The 17,346-nt window shown below is 73.7% G+C and carries 17 protein-coding genes; 1 reads left to right on the top strand and 16 read right to left on the bottom strand.

Translation table 11 applies throughout. The features are described 5' to 3' along the window. Positions 1–400: 400 nt before the first annotated feature. The 8 genes from dapB to ACFSHS_RS18975 all read right to left on the bottom strand — a co-directional run bounded on the left by dapB (position 401) and on the right by ACFSHS_RS18975 (position 8,602). A complete protein-coding gene (gene dapB / locus ACFSHS_RS19010) occupies positions 401–1,207 on the bottom strand; it encodes a 4-hydroxy-tetrahydrodipicolinate reductase (protein ID WP_376879507.1) in 807 nt (268 codons plus the stop codon). A gap of 48 nt (positions 1,208–1,255) precedes the next feature. Then, positions 1,256–1,621 carry a VanZ family protein gene (locus ACFSHS_RS19005; RefSeq protein WP_376879504.1) on the bottom strand — a complete coding sequence of 122 codons (366 nt, stop codon included), beginning with the start codon at positions 1,619–1,621 and terminating at the stop codon, positions 1,256–1,258. 13 nt (positions 1,622–1,634) lie between these two features. Further along, positions 1,635–2,993, bottom strand: coding sequence for a M16 family metallopeptidase (locus ACFSHS_RS19000; protein ID WP_376879502.1), 1,359 nt, complete (start codon positions 2,991–2,993; stop codon positions 1,635–1,637). Then, the gene (locus tag ACFSHS_RS18995; protein WP_376879499.1) at positions 2,990–5,269 is read right to left on the bottom strand and encodes a polyribonucleotide nucleotidyltransferase; all 2,280 of its coding nucleotides are present in this window, start codon (positions 5,267–5,269) and stop codon (positions 2,990–2,992) included. Before ACFSHS_RS18995 ends, ACFSHS_RS19000 begins: the two co-directional genes overlap by 4 nt. 289 nt (positions 5,270–5,558) lie before the next feature. After that, positions 5,559–5,828 carry a 30S ribosomal protein S15 gene (gene rpsO / locus ACFSHS_RS18990; RefSeq protein WP_376879497.1) on the bottom strand — a complete coding sequence of 90 codons (270 nt, stop codon included), beginning with the start codon at positions 5,826–5,828 and terminating at the stop codon, positions 5,559–5,561. Between the two features lie 210 nt (positions 5,829–6,038). Further along, complete coding sequence (locus ACFSHS_RS18985; protein ID WP_376879495.1) at positions 6,039–7,001, bottom strand: bifunctional riboflavin kinase/FAD synthetase; 963 nt, start codon at positions 6,999–7,001, stop codon at positions 6,039–6,041. A gap of 9 nt (positions 7,002–7,010) precedes the next feature. After that, positions 7,011–8,150 (bottom strand): branched-chain amino acid aminotransferase, encoded by a 1,140-nt coding sequence (locus ACFSHS_RS18980; RefSeq protein WP_376879492.1) that lies wholly within the window; start codon positions 8,148–8,150, stop codon positions 7,011–7,013. Positions 8,151–8,263: 113 nt separating this feature from the next. Further along, the gene (locus ACFSHS_RS18975; protein ID WP_376879489.1) at positions 8,264–8,602 is read right to left on the bottom strand and encodes an antibiotic biosynthesis monooxygenase family protein; all 339 of its coding nucleotides are present in this window, start codon (positions 8,600–8,602) and stop codon (positions 8,264–8,266) included. Positions 8,603–8,661: 59 nt separating this feature from the next. Between ACFSHS_RS18975 and larB the strand changes: the two genes are divergently transcribed. After that, the gene (gene larB, locus ACFSHS_RS18970; RefSeq protein ID WP_376879487.1) at positions 8,662–9,369 is read left to right on the top strand and encodes a nickel pincer cofactor biosynthesis protein LarB; all 708 of its coding nucleotides are present in this window, start codon (positions 8,662–8,664) and stop codon (positions 9,367–9,369) included. On the opposite strand, the gene larE is transcribed toward larB, so the two are convergent. The 8 genes from larE to infB form a co-directional block, all read right to left on the bottom strand. Next, positions 9,360–10,199: an ATP-dependent sacrificial sulfur transferase LarE gene (gene larE, locus ACFSHS_RS18965; RefSeq protein WP_376879485.1), complete on the bottom strand. Its 840-nt coding sequence runs from the start codon at positions 10,197–10,199 to the stop codon at positions 9,360–9,362. The genes larB and larE overlap by 10 nt on opposite strands. A gap of 13 nt (positions 10,200–10,212) precedes the next feature. Then, positions 10,213–11,130: a tRNA pseudouridine(55) synthase TruB gene (gene truB / locus ACFSHS_RS18960; RefSeq protein WP_376879482.1), complete on the bottom strand. Its 918-nt coding sequence runs from the start codon at positions 11,128–11,130 to the stop codon at positions 10,213–10,215. Positions 11,131–11,208: 78 nt separating this feature from the next. Next, positions 11,209–12,513, bottom strand: a complete 1,305-nt coding sequence (locus tag ACFSHS_RS18955) for an MATE family efflux transporter (RefSeq protein ID WP_376879480.1) — start codon at positions 12,511–12,513, stop codon at positions 11,209–11,211. Between the two features lie 37 nt (positions 12,514–12,550). After that, on the bottom strand, positions 12,551–13,570 hold the full coding sequence (locus ACFSHS_RS18950) for a DHH family phosphoesterase (protein ID WP_376879477.1): 1,020 nt from the start codon (positions 13,568–13,570) through the stop codon (positions 12,551–12,553). 5 nt (positions 13,571–13,575) lie between these two features. Further along, positions 13,576–13,818, bottom strand: a complete 243-nt coding sequence (locus ACFSHS_RS18945) for a hypothetical protein (RefSeq protein WP_376879475.1) — start codon at positions 13,816–13,818, stop codon at positions 13,576–13,578. Beyond that, entirely contained in the window at positions 13,815–14,336 is a 522-nt protein-coding gene (gene rbfA, locus ACFSHS_RS18940; RefSeq protein ID WP_376879472.1) for a 30S ribosome-binding factor RbfA, read from the bottom strand. The genes ACFSHS_RS18945 and rbfA overlap by 4 nt, the downstream gene beginning before the upstream one ends. Positions 14,337–14,562: 226 nt before the next feature. Then, complete coding sequence (locus ACFSHS_RS18935; RefSeq protein WP_376879470.1) at positions 14,563–14,859, bottom strand: DUF503 domain-containing protein; 297 nt, start codon at positions 14,857–14,859, stop codon at positions 14,563–14,565. A gap of 134 nt (positions 14,860–14,993) precedes the next feature. Next, the gene (infB, locus tag ACFSHS_RS18930; RefSeq protein ID WP_376879468.1) at positions 14,994–16,829 is read right to left on the bottom strand and encodes a translation initiation factor IF-2; all 1,836 of its coding nucleotides are present in this window, start codon (positions 16,827–16,829) and stop codon (positions 14,994–14,996) included. Positions 16,830–17,346 lie beyond the last annotated feature (517 nt).

The following is a 17,346-nucleotide window of genomic DNA, read 5'->3' as shown; positions in this document are numbered from 1 at the left end:
CCTCCCGGGCCGCGCGGCGCAGACAGAACGGTACACCATCTCCGGGGCCCTTCGCAGCGGGCTTGGGACGTGGCGTCCGTCTCCGTGTCCCACCGGCTCCGGTGGGACGTCAGCGGATGCGACCGCCGGCTGGCTCCGGGCCTTCCCGGGCACTGTGCCGGCTCAGGCCAACACCCCTGCCGCCTCGGTTCGAGCCGGGCGACACCGGATGCGACCGCCGGCCGGCTTCGGGCGTTCCCGGGCGCTGTCCCCAGCGGATCGCATGCCGTCGCACCGGTAGGACCTCGGCGACACCGGGTCCAACCACCGCCGGGACGCGGCCCTGCCCGTGCCCCGTGTCGACCGGCTCACAGCGGGCTGGGCGGACCGGTGGGCCGGGGCGGCCGGAAGACCAGGATCGTCAGAGACCGAGGAAGCTCTCGATGCCCACGGTGAGGCCGGGACGTCGGCCGATCTCCCGGACCGCGAGCAGGACGCCCGGCATGAAGGACGCGCGGTCGTACGAGTCGTGGCGCAGGGTGAGGGTCTCCCCCGCCGCGCCCATGAGCACCTCCTGGTGTGCGACCAGTCCGGTGAGCCGGACCGCGTGCACGGGAACGCCCTCGACGTCGGCACCCCGCGCCCCGGGCAACGAGTCGGTCGTCGCGTCGGGGGCGGGAGGCAGGCCGCCGGCCCGCCGGGCTGCGGCCACCAGACGGGCGGTGCGCACCGCCGTGCCCGAGGGTGCGTCGACCTTGTTGGGGTGGTGCAGCTCCACGACCTCGACGGAGGGGAAGAAGCGGGCCGCCTCCTGCGCGAACTTCATGAGCAGGACGGCCCCGATGCCGAAGTTGGGTGCGATGACGACCCCGACGTCGGGCTTGGGCTCCAGCCACTCGGCCACCGTGGCCAGCCGCGCCTCGTCGAAGCCCGTCGTCCCGACGACGCAGTGGATGTTGTTGTCGATGCAGAAGCGGATGTTGTCCATGACGACGTCCGGCCGGGTGAAGTCCACGACCACCTGGGCACCGGCGTTGGCGAGGTCGAAGAGCCAGTCGCCGGCGTCGACCATGGCCACCAGCTCGAGGTCGTCGGCGGCGTTGACCGCCTTCACGACCTCGGTGCCCATCCGCCCACGAGCGCCCAGGACCCCGACGTTGATGAGCGGGGCCTCCGCCGTCGGGGTGTGCGCGGGCTGCGTGCCCGGGGTCGAGGTACTGGTCGTCACGCGGTCAGGTTTCCCGGCCGACCGCCAGGGCGCAAGACGGCACCCTCGTCAGGCTGCCGGCTCCCGCCGTCGGGACACGGCTTGCCAGAGGGCCAGACCGAGCAGGAGGCCCGCCACGTCGGCCAGCCAGTCGGCGGGCGAGGCCGAACGGTTCAGCGAGGTGACGCCCTGGATCACCTCGCTCACGGCGGCGTAGAGCACCAGCAGCCCGGCGAGGACCCGGTGTCCGGTCCCGGCCCAGCGGCCGCTCAGCGCCAGGGCGGCGAACAGGCCGGCGTGCACGATCTTGTCGACCCCGGGCGGCGCGGACGGGACGTCGTCCGCCGGCGCGAAGAGGACCGCCAGCGAGACCAGGACGACGACCGCGAAGACGCCCCGGGACAGGGCGCCGTGGACCTGGAGGGCTGCACGCATCGGCTCGCGCGGCTCAGAGCCGGTCCAGGTCGGACTCGCGGTAGGGCCCGACCACCGCCAGACAGGTCTCCTGACGGAAGAGCTGGGCCGCCACGTCGCGCACCCGACCTTCGTCGACGGCGTCGATGCGGGCGAGCACCTCACGCACCGGCAGGTACTCCCCGTAGGACAGCTCGCTCTTGCCCAGCCGGCTCATCCGGGAGCCGGTGTCCTCGAGGCCCAGGACGAGCCCGCCCTTGAGCTGGCCGCGACTGCGAGCGACCTCCTCGGGTGTGATGCCCTCGGTGGCGACGCGGTCGAACTCGGCGCGGACGAGCCGGAGCACCTCGGGCACGCGTTTCTTGGAGCACCCCGCGTACACGGAGAACGAGCCCGCTCCGGCGTAGTGCGACAGGGCCGACCCGACGCTGTAGACCAGGCCGCGCTTCTCGCGGATCTCCTGGAACAGCCGCGAGCTCATCCCGCCGCCCACCGCGGCGTCGAGGACGGCGGCGGCGTAGCGGCGATCGTCCAGCCGTCCCATCGCCGGGGTGCCCAGGAGCAGATGGGTCTGCTCCGTGCGGCGCGCGATCAGCCCGGCCGGGCGGGCCGGCTTGTCGATCACGGCATCGCCCGTGCGCAGGGGGGCAGGACGCGCGTCCCCGGAGAGGCGGTCGCCGAACGCCGCAATGACCAGGTCGAGCACCTGCCGGTGGTCGACGCGCCCGGCCGCGGTCACGACGATCGAGGGCACGGTGTACCTGCTGCGGTACCAGCCGTCGACGGCGTCCCGGGTGAGCCCCTCGATCGACTCCACCGTGCCCAGCACCGACCGGCCGAGGGGGGTGTCGCCGAACAGGGTCTCGGCGAACAGGTCGTGCACCGCGTCGGAGGGCTCGTCGTCGCGCATGGCGATCTCCTCGAGGACCACGGTGCGCTCGGACTCCAGGTCCGCGGCGGTGTTGCAGGCCTCGGTGACCAGATCCGACAGCAGGGTCACCGCGAGCGGGAGATCACTGGTCAGGACGTTGGCGTAGTAGCAGGTGTGCTCCTTGGCGGTGAAGGCGTTCATCTCCCCGCCGACGGCGTCCATGGCCGTCGCGATCTCCAGCGCGCTGCGGGTCGCCGTCCCCTTGAACAGCAGGTGCTCGAGGAAGTGGGACGAGCCCGACAGCTCCGAGGTCTCGTCGCGGGAGCCGACGCCGACCCAGATGCCGAGCGTCGCCGACAGCACGCCGGGCATCGTCTCCGTCAGGACCCGCAGGCCCCCGGGCAGCTCGGTGCGCTCCACCCGCCCGCCGACCTCGTCGAGGTCGAGCAGGACGGTCTCCCCGACGGGAACCGGGGCGGATGCACCCGCACCCGCCCCGGTCCCGATGGCTTCAGTCGTCACTCACCCGCGGGGGCGGCCTCGGCCGGAGCCGGCTCGCCGGAGCCCTCGCCGTCCGCGGCGACCGGCACGAGGCTGATCTTGCCGCGGGCGTCGATGTCGGTGATCTCCACCTGCAGCTTGTCGCCGACGTTCACGACGTCCTCGACCTTGCCGATGCGCTTGCCCGCACCCAGCTTGCTGATGTGGACCAGGCCGTCCTTGCCGGGCAGCAGGGAGACGAAGGCACCGAACGGCGTGGTCTTGACGACCGTGCCGAGGAACCGCTCGCCGACCTTGGGCATCTGCGGGTTCGCGATGGCGTTGATCCGGTCCACCGCGGCCTGGGCCGAGGGGCCGTCGGACGCGCCGACGTAGATCGTGCCGTCGTCCTCGATGGTGATGTCGGCACCGGTCTCGTCCTGGATCGCGTTGATCATCTGGCCCTTGGGGCCGATGACCGCGCCGATCTTGTCGACCGGGATGCGCACCGTGGTCACGCGCGGGGCGTACGGGCTCATCTCGTCGGGGGCGTCGATGGCCTCGTTCATCACGTCGAGGATGTGCAGCCGGGCCGCACGGGCCTGGGTCAGGGCCTGGGCCAGCACGTCGGACGGGATGCCGTCGAGCTTGGTGTCCAGCTGCAGCGCGGTGACGAAGTCGCGGGTGCCCGCGACCTTGAAGTCCATGTCACCGAAGGCGTCCTCGGCGCCGAGGATGTCGGTCAGCGCGACGTACTCGGTCTTGCCGTCGACCTCGTCGGAGACCAGGCCCATGGCGATGCCGGCGACCGGCGCCTTGAGCGGCACACCGGCGTTGAGCAGGGCCAGGGTCGAGGCGCAGACCGAGCCCATGGAGGTCGAGCCGTTCGAGCCCAGGGCCTCGGAGACCTGCCGGATCGCGTAGGGGAACTCCTCGCGGTCGGGCAGGACCGGCACCAGCGCCCGCTCGGCGAGCGCGCCGTGGCCGATCTCGCGGCGCTTGGGCGACCCCACGCGGCCGGTCTCACCGGTGGAGTACGGCGGGAAGTTGTAGTTGTGCATGTAGCGCTTGCGGTCGACCGGCGACAGGGTGTCGAGCTGCTGCTCCATGCGCAGCATGTTCAGCGTGGTGATGCCCAGGATCTGGGTCTCGCCGCGCTCGAACAGGGCCGAGCCGTGCACGCGGGGCACGACCTCGACCTCGGCCGACAGCGGCCGGATGTCGGCCAGGCCGCGACCGTCGATGCGGACCTTGTCGCGCAGGATGCGCTGACGGACCACCTTCTTGGTGACCGCGCGGAAGGCGGCGGAGATCTCCTTCTCGCGGCCCTCGAACTGGCCGGCCAGCGACGACACGACCTCGTCCTTGAGGGCGTCGGTGGCGTCGTTGCGCTCCTGCTTGGAGGCGATCGCCTGCACCTGGGCCAGGCGCTCCGCGGCGGCGGCGTCGACGGCGGCGTAGACGTCGTCCTGGTAGTCGAGGAAGCGGGGGAAGTCGGCGACCGGCTTGGCCGCCTTCTCCGCCAGCGCGCTCTGCGCCTCGCACAGCACCTTGATGAAGGGCTTGGCGGCCTCGAGCCCTTGCGCGACGACCTCCTCGGTCGGGGCCGGGGCGCCCCCGGCGACCAGCTGGAGCGTCTTCTCGGTGGCCTCGGCCTCGACCATCATGATCGCGACGTCGCCGTCCGGGAGGACACGGCCGGCCACGACCATGTCGAAGACGGCGTCCTCGAGCTCGGTGTGGGTCGGGAAGGCCACCCACTGGCCGTTGATCAGCGCCACGCGGGCGCCGCCGACCGGACCCGAGAACGGGAGCCCGGACAGCTGGGTGGACGCCGAGGCGCCGTTGATGGCCAGCACGTCGTAGAGGTGGGCCGGGTCGAGCGAGAGGACCGTGATGACGACCTGGACCTCGTTGCGCAGGCCCTTGGCGAACGTCGGGCGCAGCGGGCGGTCGATCAGGCGGCAGGTGAGGATCGCGTCCTCGGACGGGCGTCCCTCACGGCGGAAGAACGAGCCGGGGATGCGGCCCGCGGCGTACATCCGCTCCTCGACGTCGACGGTGAGCGGGAAGAAGTCGAACTGCTCCTTGGGGGAGCGACCGGCCGTGGTGGCCGACAGCAGCATGGTGTCGCCCATGCTGACGACGACGGAGCCGGCGGCCTGCTTGGCCAGGCGGCCGGTCTCGAACGTGATGGACCGGGTGCCGAAGCTGCCGTTGTCGATGACCGCGGTGGCGGTGGTGACGCCGTCCTCCGGGTCGAACTCGGCCGCCACTGGGTTGTTGACAGGGCTGCCGGTGGTGGTGGGTGCGGACATGTGTCCTTCTCTCTTCTCGTCGCAGCGGCCTCGTGCCGACCTGCGACTCCTCTGACGACCCGCTGCTCTGGTGCTGAGCCGTCCTGCGTCCGGGGTGACCGGTGCTCGATCGAAGCCCTCGGGAGTCGGTTCCCCGCGCGGGAGGATCCGATACGTGCCCGGGGGCCACTACCGAGGACCGGCCCTGCGGGGACGCGTCCGGCGGCGGGCCGGTTCTCCCCGTGCGGCGGGTGCCGCACGAGGAAGGGGACCGTCCCGGGATGTCCCGGGAGCGGCCCCCTCGTCGTGCCTAGCGGCGCAGACCCAGCCGCTCGATCAGTGAGCGGTAGCGGGTGATGTCCGTCTTCGCCAGGTAGTTCAGCAGCCGGCGGCGACGGCCGACCAGCAGCAGCAGGCCCCGCCGGCTGTGGTGGTCGTGCTTGTGGGACTTGAGGTGCTCGGTCAGGTCGCTGATCCGGCGGGTCAGCATCGCGACCTGCACCTCGGGCGAACCGGTGTCGTTCTCGACCGTGGCGTACTCGGTCATGATCTGCTTCTTGAGCGCGCTGTCGAGCGCCATTGATCGCCTCCGGGGCGGGTCACGTGTGGCCCCCGGTCTGAATCACGGGGGCAGGCTGCACACGCCGTGCAGGGACGGCGACCAGCAGACTACCAGCGGCGATCGGACGTACCGCCGGCCGCCGGGTCGATCATCGTGACCGGGTCGGGCATCAGCGGGGACGCGCCGTGCCGACCGACGCGCGGACGATGGTCGACCGCGCGGGGCGGGTCACTCCAGCCCGAGGACGCTCCGGGTGTCGGCCACGTCCTTCGCGATGGCCGCGAGCAGCGCGTCGACGTCGGGGAAGGCGGCCATGGGACGCAGCCGGTGGGCGAATTCCACGCCGACGTGCTCGCCGTAGAGGTCGCCCTGGTAGTCGAGCACGTAGGCCTCGACGGTCCGCCGGCTGCCCTGGAAGGTGGGATTGGTCCCCACGGAGATGGCGGCCGGCCGGCGCTCCCGGCTGGCGCCGCTGCGCCGGTCGCGGGTGACCAGGTGACCGGCGTAGACACCGTCGGCCGGGATGGCGGTGAAGGGCGGCGTCTCCACGTTCGCGGTCGGGTAGCCCAGGTCCCGGCCACGCTGGTCCCCGCGGACCACGACGCCGTCGACCCGGTGCGGCCGGCCGAGGGCACGGGCCGCCGACACCATGTCGCCCGCGGCCACGCACGCCCGCACGTAGGTGGAGGAGATCGTCACCTCACCGCCGTCGGACGAGTCCTCGGCGAGGGCCACCCCCTCGACGGCGAACCCGAAGCGGCGCCCTTCGGCGCGGAGCGTCTCGACGGTCCCCGCCGCCCGGTGCCCGTAGGTGAAGTTCTCCCCCACCACCACCTGCGCGGCGTGCAGGTGCTCGACGAGCACCGTGTGGGTGAACGTCTCGGGCGCGAGCCGCATGAACTCCGGGGTGAAGGGCACCACGCACATCGCGTCGACGCCGAGCTCCGCGACCAGCTCCGCCTTGCGGTCCATGGAGGTCAGGATCGCGGGGTGCGAGCCGGGGCGGACCACCTCGGCCGGGTGCGGGTCGAACGTCAGCAGCAGACACGGACGGCTCATGGCGCGGGCCCGCGCCACCGCGACACCGATCAGCTTCTGATGGCCCCGGTGGACGCCGTCGTACATGCCGACGGTGACCACGGTCCGGCCGAGATCACCCGGGGTGGCCTCCACGCCCCGCCAGCGCCGCACGCGAGCCGCTCAGGAGACCCGGTGCAGCCAGCCGTGGGTGTCGGCCACCCGCCCGTGCTGGATGTCGAGCAGCGCTTCGCGCAGCCGCATGGTGAGCGGGCCGGGGTTGCCGTCGGCGACGGTGAAGTCGCCGGTGCGGGCCTTGACCTCGCCGACCGGGGTGATGACCGCGGCGGTGCCGCAGGCGAAGGTCTCGGTGACGGTGCCGTCGGCGACGCCCCGCCGCCACTCCTCGAGGCTGACCTTCCGCTCGGTCACCCGGTGCCCCATGTCGCGGGCGAGCGTGATCAGGGAGTCGCGGGTGATGCCGGGCAGCAGGGTGCCGGAGAGTTCGGGGGTGACGAGCTCGGCCGCCTCGCCGGATCCGAGGACGAAGAACAGGTTCATCCCGCCCAGCTCCTCGATGTACTTCTTCTCCACGGCGTCGAGGTACACGACCTGGTCGCACCCGAGCGCGCTGGCCTGCTGCTGAGGGAGCAGGCTGGCGGCGTAGTTGCCGGCGCACTTGACGTCGCCCGTGCCGCCGGGGGCGGCCCGGACGTAGTCCTCGGAGACGTAGACCGACACCGGGTGGACGCCCCGGGGGAAGTACGCGCCGGCCGGGCTGGCGATGACCAGGAACAGGTACTCGTGCGCCGGACGGACCCCCAGGAAGGACTCCACCGCCAGCTGGTAGGGCCGCAGGTAGAGCGTCTGGTCAGGTCCGGTCGGAACCCAGTCGCGGTCGGCGTCGACCAGCGCGTCGACGGCGGCGATGAACGCCTCCTGAGGCACCGGCGGCATCGCCAGGCGCTGCGCGCTGCGGACGAAGCGGGCGGCGTTGGCCTCCGGCCGGAAGGTGGCGACGCTGCCGTCGGGCTGGGCGTAGGCCTTGAGCCCCTCGAAGATCGACTGCGCGTAGTGCAGGGCAGCGGTGCCGGGGTCCAGCTGCAGCGGCGCGTACTGGGTCAACCGCGCGTCGTACCACCCGCGGCCGGCGTCGTATCGGGCCACGAACATGCTGTCGGTGAAGTACCGGCCGAAGCCCGGGTCGGAGAGCAACTCGTTGCGCTCGGCGGCGGGGCGGCGCCGCACGTCCTCCACGACCACCGGCACGTCCTCGGTGAACATCCGCGAGGAGGTACGGCTGTCGCTGAGCGTGTCGGTCATGGCTCCCACCTGCGTGCGCGTGTCGGACGGCCTCCGGCGACCACCGGGAGCCGTCGTCACACTATCCCCGCGGCGGGCGGCGGCCGTGAGCCCACCGCCGCCCGGAGCGGCGATCAGGCCTGGTTCTCCTGGTTCACCCGCGGTCCGGCGTACTCGAGGACCTCGTAAGTCCACACGTGGGCCGAGTGCGGCGCGGCGGAGGCCAGGGTGTCGCCGCCGCCGTCGTGGGCGCGGTCGAAGTCCTGGCTCGACTGCCAGGCCTCGTAGTCCTCCTGGCTGGTCCACCTCGTGTACACCAGGTACTGGTCGGTGCCCTCCAGCGGGCGCAGCAGCTCGAACCACTCGAACCCCGGAGTGGTCTCGACGGCTCCGGCGCGGCCACGGAAGCGCTCCTCGAAGCGGGCCTGCTTGTCCGGTGGAACGGTGATCGCGTTGATCTTGACGACGCTCATGGCCCTCCCCTTCCCGGCTGGCCGGTCGGTCAACCCCGGGATGAGGCACCCTGGGCAGCGTGAGTTCGCAGCGCATCACCGACCTGGGCTTCGCCCGACTGGACCTGGACCGGGGCCACCGCACCGGCACACCCGAGGTCGTCTACGCGGCCGGCAAGACGCCCGCGCAGACCGTCGCCTGCCTCGCGGCGCTCCTCGACGGCGGAGCCCACCCGGCCTGGGCCACCCGGGTGGACGAGGCCACCGCCGCCGCGGTGCGCGAGCGGTGGCCCGACGCGGTCATCGACGCCGAGGCGCGCTGCGCCTTCGTCGGGGACCTGCCCGATCCGGTCGGCAACGTCCTCGTCCTCACCGCCGGGACGTCGGACGGACCCGTCGCCGCCGAGGTCGCGGCCACCCTGCGGGCGTCCGGGGTGGGCTGCACCCGCGTGGACGACGTGGGCGTGGCGGGTGTCCACCGCGTCCTCGCCGTGGCCCCCGACGTGGCGGCCGCCGACGCGGTCGTCGTCGCCGCCGGGATGGACGGCGCGCTGCCCAGCGTGGTCGCCGGGCTCACCGACCGGCTCGTCGTGGCGGTGCCCACCTCGGTGGGCTACGGCGCGGCCTTCGAGGGGCTGGCCGCCCTGCTGACGATGCTCACCGCCTGCGCACCCGGCGTGCTCGTGGTCAACATCGACAACGGTTTCGGCGCGGGCGTGGCCGCCGCGCGGATCGTGCGGTCGGCGCACGAGGGCCGGGGAACGGCGGGCGAGACGGCTCAGCGGTAGCGGACCGGATCGGGCAGCAGCTCGTTCATCGACCCGGACCGGAAGCCGCGGGGGTCGATCTCCACCCGGGCGAAGCCGGCCACCGCGGCCAGCAGGTCCGGTCGACCGGTCAGCTCGCCCACCAGCGCGGCATCCACCTCCACGCGGGCGGTGTCGCCACCGAGGTCGCGCACCCGCAGGTCCCGGACGGCCAGGCCCGCGGCCGTCATCGCCGCGCGCAGTGCCGTCTCGGCCGCCTCCACCCGCGCCAGCCCCTCCGCCGACACGGGCACGCCGTAGGCGATCCGGCTGGCCAGGCAGGCGGCGGCCGGCTTGTCCGCCAGGGGCAGGCCCCACCGTCGGGCGGCGGCCCGGACGTCGTCCTTGGTCATGCCGGCGCGGGCGAGCGGCGCCCACGCGCCGCGTTCGGCGGCCGCGCGGATACCGGGCCGGAAGCCGGCCCGCAGGTCGTCGGCGTTGGTGCCGGTGACGACGTCGGCGATGCCCAGGCGCGCGGCGAGAGGGGTCAGGACCTCGATCAGCTCGGTCTTGCAGAAGGCGCACCGGTCCCCCGCGTTGGCGCGGTACCCCTCGCGGGACAGCTCGTCGGTGCGGGGCAGCTCGTGGCGGACGCCGAGCGACGCGGCGAAGGCGGCCGCAGCCGTCCGCTCGGCGCCGGGCAGGCTCGGCGACACGGCGGTGGCGGCGACGACGCGGTCGGGGCCGAGGGTCCGCACGGCGGCAGCCAGGACGACGCCGGAGTCGACGCCCCCGGAGAAGGCGACGAGAACTCCCGGTAGCGGCGTGAACTGCGCCGCGAGGTCATCGAGCCGGTCGTCGAGAGTGCTCACGGAGGACAGGTTCTCACGCGGCCGGGAAGCCGACCGCGACCCGGGCGGTCGGACCGGAGTCCTCGAGCAGCGCGACGAGGCGGCCGTCGGGGTCGACCGCCGCATGCAGCCCGGGCGATCCCGTGGCCGGGATCCGCTGCCCGTAGGCGAGCGCGCGCGCCTCGTCGGCCGCGACGCGCCGGGAGGGGAAGACGGTGGTCGCGGCCTCGGTCATGGGCAGGAAGCCGGGACCGCGACCGCTGACCAGTGCCGCTCCGGCGTCCTCCACCGGCGCCGCCTGCTCGACCGAGAACGGTCCGGAGGCGGTGCGGCGCAGGGCGGTGAGGTGCCCGCCCACGCCCAGTGCCGCGCCGGCGTCACGGGCGATGGCGCGGACGTAGGTGCCGGCCGTGCAGGACACCGTCACGTCGACGTCGACGAGATCCGGCTCCGCCCGCACGACGCGGTGGACCTCCAGCCGGTGGACGACCACCGAGCGGGGCGCGAGCTCCACCTCCTCGCCGGCACGGACCCGGTCGTAGGAGCGGCGGCCGGCGACCTTGACCGCGCTCACCGACGACGGAACCTGCTGCAGCGGACCGGTCTGCGCGGCGAGCGCGGCACGGATCACCGTGTCGTCCAGGTGCCCCGCGGGGGTGGCGGTGAGGACCTCGCCCTCCCGGTCGTCGGTGACGGTGGTCCGCCCCAGCCGGATGGTCGCGTCGTAGGTCTTGTCGTGGCCGCCCACGTACCCGAGCAGGCGCGTCGCGGCGCCGACCCCGAGGACCAGCAGGCCGGTGGCCATCGGATCGAGCGTGCCGGCGTGCCCGACCTTGCGGACCGACAGCACCCGCCGCGCCCGGGCGACGACGTCGTGGGAGGTCATCCCACCCGGCTTGTCGACGAGCAGCAGGCCGGGAGGGACGTCGGCATCGGGACGGCGCCTACTCATGGCTCCGCTCCGCGGTCGCTACCTGCCGGCTCCCGGGCACCTCGCTGCGATGCCCACTCGCGCGTCGTGTTCGCGGACTCACCCGGTAACTGTCACAGGCGCGGTCAGCCAGCGATCACCCGCCACCCGCGCGAGGACGCCCACCAGCCGCAGCCCGATGAACAGGCACAGGCCGGTCCACACGCCGGCGAGCCCCCAGCCGAGAGGGCCGGCCAGGAGGGACAGCGGCAGGAACCCGCCCACGGCCGAGCCGATCGTGACCGTGCGCAGGTAACCGACGTCGCCGGCGCCCATGAGGACGCCGTCGAGGGCGAAGACCACCCCGGCCAGCGGCTGCATGCCGGCCAGGAACCACCAGACGACCACGGCCTGCGCGACGACGGCGGGATCGTCGGTGAACAGCGGCACGAGGACGTCCCGCAGCGCCAGGAGCGCCGCGGCGACGAGGACACCGGTGCCCAGGCCCCAGAGCGCGACCCGGGCCGCCGTGGCCTGCGCCTCGGCCGGGCGCTGGCCGCCCAGGGCGTGACCGACCAGTGTCTGGGCCGCGATCGCGTAGGCGTCCAGCACCAGGGCGAGGAAGAAGAACAGCTGGAGAGCGATCTGGTGCGCGCCGAGGGCGGCGGTACCGGTCCGTGCCGCCACGCCGGCGGCCACCAGGAAGGACACCTGCAGCACCGCGGCGCGCAGGAGCAGGTCGCGGCCGATGACCAGCTGCGTGCGGACGGCCGCCGGCCGGGGCCGCCAGTCCGCGCCCTCCCGCACGAGCGCCCGGACGAACAGCGCGGCGGTCAGTGCCTGCCCCACGACGTTCGCCACGGCCGACCCGACCAGCCCGAGACCGGCGGGGTGCACCAGCAGCGGGCAGAGCACCAGGCTCAGGAGGCTGCCCGCGACGACGTAGCGCACCGGGCGGCGCAGCTCCTGGACCCCGCGCAGCCAGCCGTTGCCGGCCAGCGAGATCAGCAGCAGCGGCGCCCCCAGGCCGGCGACCCGGAGCCACTGCTCCCCCGCCTCGGCGACCGGGCCGGGACCGCCGGCCAGCAGGCGGGTCAGCGGTCCGGCGAGGAGCTGGAACAGCAGCAGCACCGCCAGCCCGAGCCCCACGGCCAGCCAGGTCGCCTGGACCCCCTCGGCCACGGCACCGTCACGGTCACCGGCGCCGGCCCGGCGGGCGGCGCGGGCGGTGGTGCCGTAGGCCAGGAAGTTGAGCAGCGCCGCCGCCCAGGCCAGCAGTCCGCCGCCGACGGCGAGCCCGCCGAGCGGAACGGTGCCCAGGTTGCCGACGACGGCGGTGTCGACGAGCAGGTAGAGGGGCTCGGCCGCGAGCACGACGAGCGCCGGGAGCGCGAGCGAGACGACGGAGGAACTGCCCTTCGTCATGACGGGGTCGGAACCACGCGTCGAGCCCGGAGCCTGGTCAGGAGTCGATGCGCGCGGCCGACAGCTCGCGGCGGAGGGCCTCGATGGTCTTCTCACGGTCCAGCGCGGAGCTGTAGCCGGCCGCGAGCACGTGTCCCCCGCCGCCGAGGGCGATCGCCACCCGCGCGACGTCGGTGGCGCCGCGCGACCGCAGGGACACCGACCACGAGCCGTCGTCCTGCCCCTTGAGGACGCAGGCGACGTCGGCCTCCTGAGCGGAGCGGACGACGTCGACCAGGGCCTCGAGCTGCTCGGCGGGCAGTCCGTGCTCCGCGGCCTCGGCGGCGCTGGACCAGGTCCACACCAGGCCCGCGCCGACCTCGGGCTCCAGGACGGCCCGACCGGTCACCACCGACAGCAGGCCGAGCCAGCCGAAGGGGGCGGTGTCGAACAGGCGCCGGCTGATCGCTGCGTGGTCGATCCCCGTGGCCAGCAGCCGGGCCGCGAGCTCGTGGGTGTCGGGGCGGGTGTTGCCGAAGCGGAAGGACCCGGTGTCGGCCGCCAGACCCGCGTAGAGGCAGGTGGCCAGCCGGCTGTCGAGGGTGACGCCGAGCTCGTCGAGGAGCCCCGCGACGAGGCTGACCGTCGCGGGAGCGGCTCCGTCGACCAGGCGGACGTCGCCGAAGCCAGGGTTGCTCGCGTGGTGGTCGACGACCACAGACGTGCCGGCGGTGTCCAGCAGGACCGCGAGCTCACCGAGACGGGCGGGCGAGGCCGCGTCCAGGCTGACGAACACGTCGGGCGAGGCCGGGACCGCCGAGGACGGCACGAGCCCTTCGGCACCGGGCAGCCAGCCGAGGGACGCGGGCAGGGTGAACGGGTCGGGGAAGGTGACGAGGACGCGGGCTCCCCGGCGGCGCAACCCCTCGGCGAGGGCCAGCGTGCTGCCCAGGGCGTCGGCGTCGGGCTGGACGTGCCCGGAGAGGACCACGGTGGCGCGGGCGTCCGCCGCCTCGGCGAGCACCGAGGCGGCGGTGCGGAGCGCGGACGCGTCCGCATGCGCGGAGGTGAGCGACACGGGGATCAGGCGTCCGGGCCGGGGGCGGCCACGGGAGGGGCGTTGCGCTCCTCCTGCACGTCGCCGCCGCCCACGGGATAGGCGGTGCCGTCCTCCGGCTCGTCGGAGGCGATGCTCGGCGACTCCCCGATCTCGCCTCGCTTGCCGCCGTCGGTGGGATCACCGGAGGCGGGCACGTCGCCGCCGCCGAGCTGCGACTCCCCGTGTCCCTCGCCGGGCTCGTACGGATCCGGGTCGACTTCACTCACAGTGCGCTCCTGGTGCGTGCGGGGTCCTCGGCACTCTCATCGGCAGTGCCGGACGCGACCGTGTCGTCGGCGTCGTCGTGGCGGTCGTCCTCGTCGTCCTCGGCGGGCTTGCGGTAGGGGTCCGCCTCGCCGGCGTACTGGGCGCCCTCGCGGGCACGGGCGAGCTCCGCGTCGGCGTGCCGCGCGCGCTCCAGTGCCTCCTCGAGTTCGCGGGCGGTGTCCGGGACGATGTCGGCGACGAAGGTGAGCGTCGGCACGAACTTGATGCCCGTCTGCCTCCCCACCGTGGAGCGGAGCACCCCGGTGGCGCTCGTCAGCGCCGCCGCCGAGTCCGCGATCTGCGTCTCGTCGCCGTAGACGGTGTAGAAGACGGTGGCCTCGCGGAGGTCACCGGTCACCCGGGCGTCGGTGATCGTCACCATGCCCAGGCGGGGGTCCTTGATCTGGGTCTCGATCGCGGCGGAGACGATCTGACGGATGCGGACCGCCAGCTTGCGGGCGCGGGCCGGATCGGCCATCGGACCTCCTCGAACGGGGCGTCCGGGAGGACGCCGGATGGACGGTGGGTACGGACCCCTCCCGGTGCCCTCGGCGTGCGAGGGCCGGGGGAGGGTCCTTCTGCTGCGACAGCGGGGAGGAGGGGGGTGGCCCCGTCCCGGGTCCCGCCCCGAGCCTGCGGGGAGCGGGTCGCCCCGTCCCGGGGCCCGCCCCCGGCGTGCGGGGCGGGGAGGATGGGGTCCTTTCTCAGTCGTCGGTGTCGGAGTGGAGCTGTCGATGTGTCGACAGCAGCGTCACCTCCGGCCGCTCGGCCAGCAACCGCTCGCACGCGTCGAGGACGTCGGTCACCTGACCGGCGTCCCCGGCGACGGTGGCGACGCCCACCTGCACGCGACGATGCAGGTCCTGGTCGCCCACCTCGGCGGCGGCCACGGCGAAGCGGCGCCGCAGCTCGGCCACGATCGGCCGGACCACGGCGCGCTTGCCCTTCAGCGAGTGGACGTCGCCGAGCAGCAGATCAGCGGTCAGCGACCCCGTGAACACTCGGCTCCGTCCCGGGCCCCGTCCCGAACCGGCGAGGGATGGGGAGGACGGGGGTCCTTTTCCTGCTGCTGGGCGACGGCGGCCCCGGCCTCCCCACCCCGGGCGGGCACGGGGTGGGGAGGCGGGGTCGTTCCTCAGGTGCGCGGGATCTCGCGCATCTCGTAGGTCTCGATCACGTCGTCGACCTTGATGTCGTTGAACGACCCCAGGCCGATACCGCACTCGTAGCCCTCGCGGACCTCGGTGGCGTCGTCCTTGAACCGGCGGAGGGACTCCACCGTCAGGTTGTCGGCGACCACGGCACCGTCACGGATGAGCCGCGCCTTCGAGTTGCGGACGATCGTGCCGCTGCGGACCAGCGAACCGGCGACGTTGCCGATGCGCGGCACCCGGAAGACCTCGCGGACCTCCGCCGTGCCGAGCTGGACCTCCTCGTACTCGGGCTTGAGCATGCCCTTGAGGGCGGCCTCGATCTCGTCGATGGCCTGGTAGATGACCGAGTAGTACCGGACGTCGATGCCCTCGCGGTTGGCCAGCTCCGTGGCCTGGCCCTCGGCCCGGACGTTGAAGCCCAGGACGATGACGTCGTCGGCCAGCGCCAGGTCGATGTCGCTCTTGGTGATCGAGCCGACCCCGCGGTGGATGACCCGCAGCGAGACGTCGTCGCTCACCTCGATCTTCATCAGCGCCTCTTCGAGCGCCTCGACGGTGCCCGAGTTGTCGCCCTTGATGATCAGGTTGAGCTGGCGGTTCTCCTTGAGCGCGGCGTCGAGGTCCTCGAGGCTGATCCGCTTGCGCATGGAGGCGTTCTGGGCGTTGCGGATGCGGGCCTGGCGGCGGTCGGCGATCTGCCGCGCCACCCGGTCCTCCTCGACGACCAGGAACGTGTCGCCGGCGCGAGGCACCGAGGTGAGACCCACGACCTGCACGGGGCGGGCCGGCAGGGCCTCCTTCAGCTTGTTGCCGTGCTCGTCGAGCAGCGACCGGACGCGGCCATAGGCGTCGCCGGCCACGATCGAGTCGCCCTGGCGCAGCGTGCCGCGCTGGACGAGCACCGTGGCGACGGGGCCCCGGCCCTTGTCCAGCTTGCCCTCGATGACCACACCCTGCGGGTCCTGCTCGGTGTTGGCACGCAGGTCCAGCGAGGCGTCGGCGGTGAGCAGGATGGCCGCGAGCAGGTCGTCGATGCCCTGCCGGGTGACCGCCGAGACGTCGACGAACATCGTGTCGCCGCCGTACTCCTCGGCCACCAGGCCGTACTCGGTGAGCTGCTGGCGGATCTTGGCGGGGTTGGCCCCCTCCTTGTCCACCTTGTTCACCGCGACCACGATCGGCACGTCGGCCGCCTGGGCGTGGTTGAGGGCCTCCACCGTCTGCGGCATGACGCCGTCGTCGGCCGCGACGACCAGGACGACGATGTCGGTGACCTTCGCGCCTCGGGCACGCATCGCGGTGAACGACTCGTGACCCGGGGTATCGATGAAGGTGATCGGCCGCTCCTCGCCCTCCAGCTCGGTGACGACCTGGTAGGCGCCGATGTGCTGGGTGATGCCGCCGGCCTCGCGGGCGACGACGTTGGCGTCGCGGATCGCGTCCAGGAGCTTCGTCTTCCCGTGGTCGACGTGACCCATGACGGTCACCACAGGCGGCCGGGCCGACCAGTCCTCCTCGTCGCCCTCCTCGTCGCCGAAGGTCAGGTCGAAGGTCTCGAGCAGCTCGCGGTCCTCGTCCTCCGGGCTGACGACCTGGATGTTCCAGCCGATCTCGGCACCGAGCAGCTGCAGCGTCTCGTCGTTGACCGACTGCGTGGCGGTCACCATCTCGCCCAGGTGGAACAGGGCGGTGACCAGCGCGGCCGGCTGGGCGCCGATGCGCTCGGCGAGGTCGGTCAGCGAGGCGCCGCGGGGCAGGCGGACGGTCTGCCCGTTGCCGCGGGGCAGCTGGACGCCGCCCATGCTTGGCGCCGCCATCGAGTCGAATTCCTGACGCCGCTGCTTCTTGCTCTTGCGCCCGCGGACCGGACCGCGGCCACCGGGACGCCCGAAGGCACCGGCGGTGCCGGCACCCGAGCCGCCACGGCCACGGCCGCGGCCGCCGCCGCCACCGCCACCGCGGAAGCCACCCCCTGCCGGAGCGCCGGCGCCGGGAGCGCCGCCGCCGCCACCGGGACGGAAACCGCCGCCTCCGCCGGGACCAGCCGGGCGGCCACGACCACCGGCACCACCGGCACCACCGGGGCCACCGCCGGGACGGCCGGCACCGGCGGAGCGGCCGGGCATCATGCCCGGCGACGGCCGCGGCGGCATCATCCCCGGGTTGGGACGGGGACCGCCGGGACCGGCGGCCGGACGGGGACCGCCGGCGCCGGGAGCGGGACGCGGGCCACCGGCACCCGGAGCGGGGCGTGGCCCACCCGGGCCGGGACGCGGGCCGCCGGGCGCCGGGCGGGCACCCGGAGCCGCCGGACCCGGACGCGGGCCGGCCGCC

The sequence above is a fragment of the Blastococcus deserti genome (genome assembly GCF_042682525.1).
GTDB lineage: Bacteria > Actinomycetota > Actinomycetes > Mycobacteriales > Geodermatophilaceae > Blastococcus_B > Blastococcus_B deserti.
The sequence above is the reverse complement of the archived record's forward strand: the minus strand, read 5'-3'. Positions and strand labels throughout refer to the sequence as shown.

Bases quoted from the DNA above. Each gene is read 5' to 3' on its own strand.
- ACFSHS_RS18995 (WP_376879499.1), bottom strand. From the start codon at position 5,269: ATGTCCGCACCCACCACCACCGGCAGCCCTGTCAACAACCCAGTGGCG.
- ACFSHS_RS18980 (WP_376879492.1), bottom strand. From the start codon at position 8,150: ATGACCGACACGCTCAGCGACAGCCGTACCTCCTCGCGGATGTTCACC.
- rpsO (WP_376879497.1), bottom strand. From the start codon at position 5,828: ATGGCGCTCGACAGCGCGCTCAAGAAGCAGATCATGACCGAGTACGCC.
- infB (WP_376879468.1), bottom strand. From the start codon at position 16,829: ATGGCGGCGCCAAGCATGGGCGGCGTCCAGCTGCCCCGCGGCAACGGG.
- truB (WP_376879482.1), bottom strand. From the start codon at position 11,130: ATGAGTAGGCGCCGTCCCGATGCCGACGTCCCTCCCGGCCTGCTGCTC.
- ACFSHS_RS18955 (WP_376879480.1), bottom strand. From the start codon at position 12,513: ATGACGAAGGGCAGTTCCTCCGTCGTCTCGCTCGCGCTCCCGGCGCTC.
- ACFSHS_RS19005 (WP_376879504.1), bottom strand. From the start codon at position 1,621: ATGCGTGCAGCCCTCCAGGTCCACGGCGCCCTGTCCCGGGGCGTCTTC.
- rbfA (WP_376879472.1), bottom strand. From the start codon at position 14,336: ATGGCCGATCCGGCCCGCGCCCGCAAGCTGGCGGTCCGCATCCGTCAG.
- ACFSHS_RS18975 (WP_376879489.1), bottom strand. From the start codon at position 8,602: ATGAGCGTCGTCAAGATCAACGCGATCACCGTTCCACCGGACAAGCAG.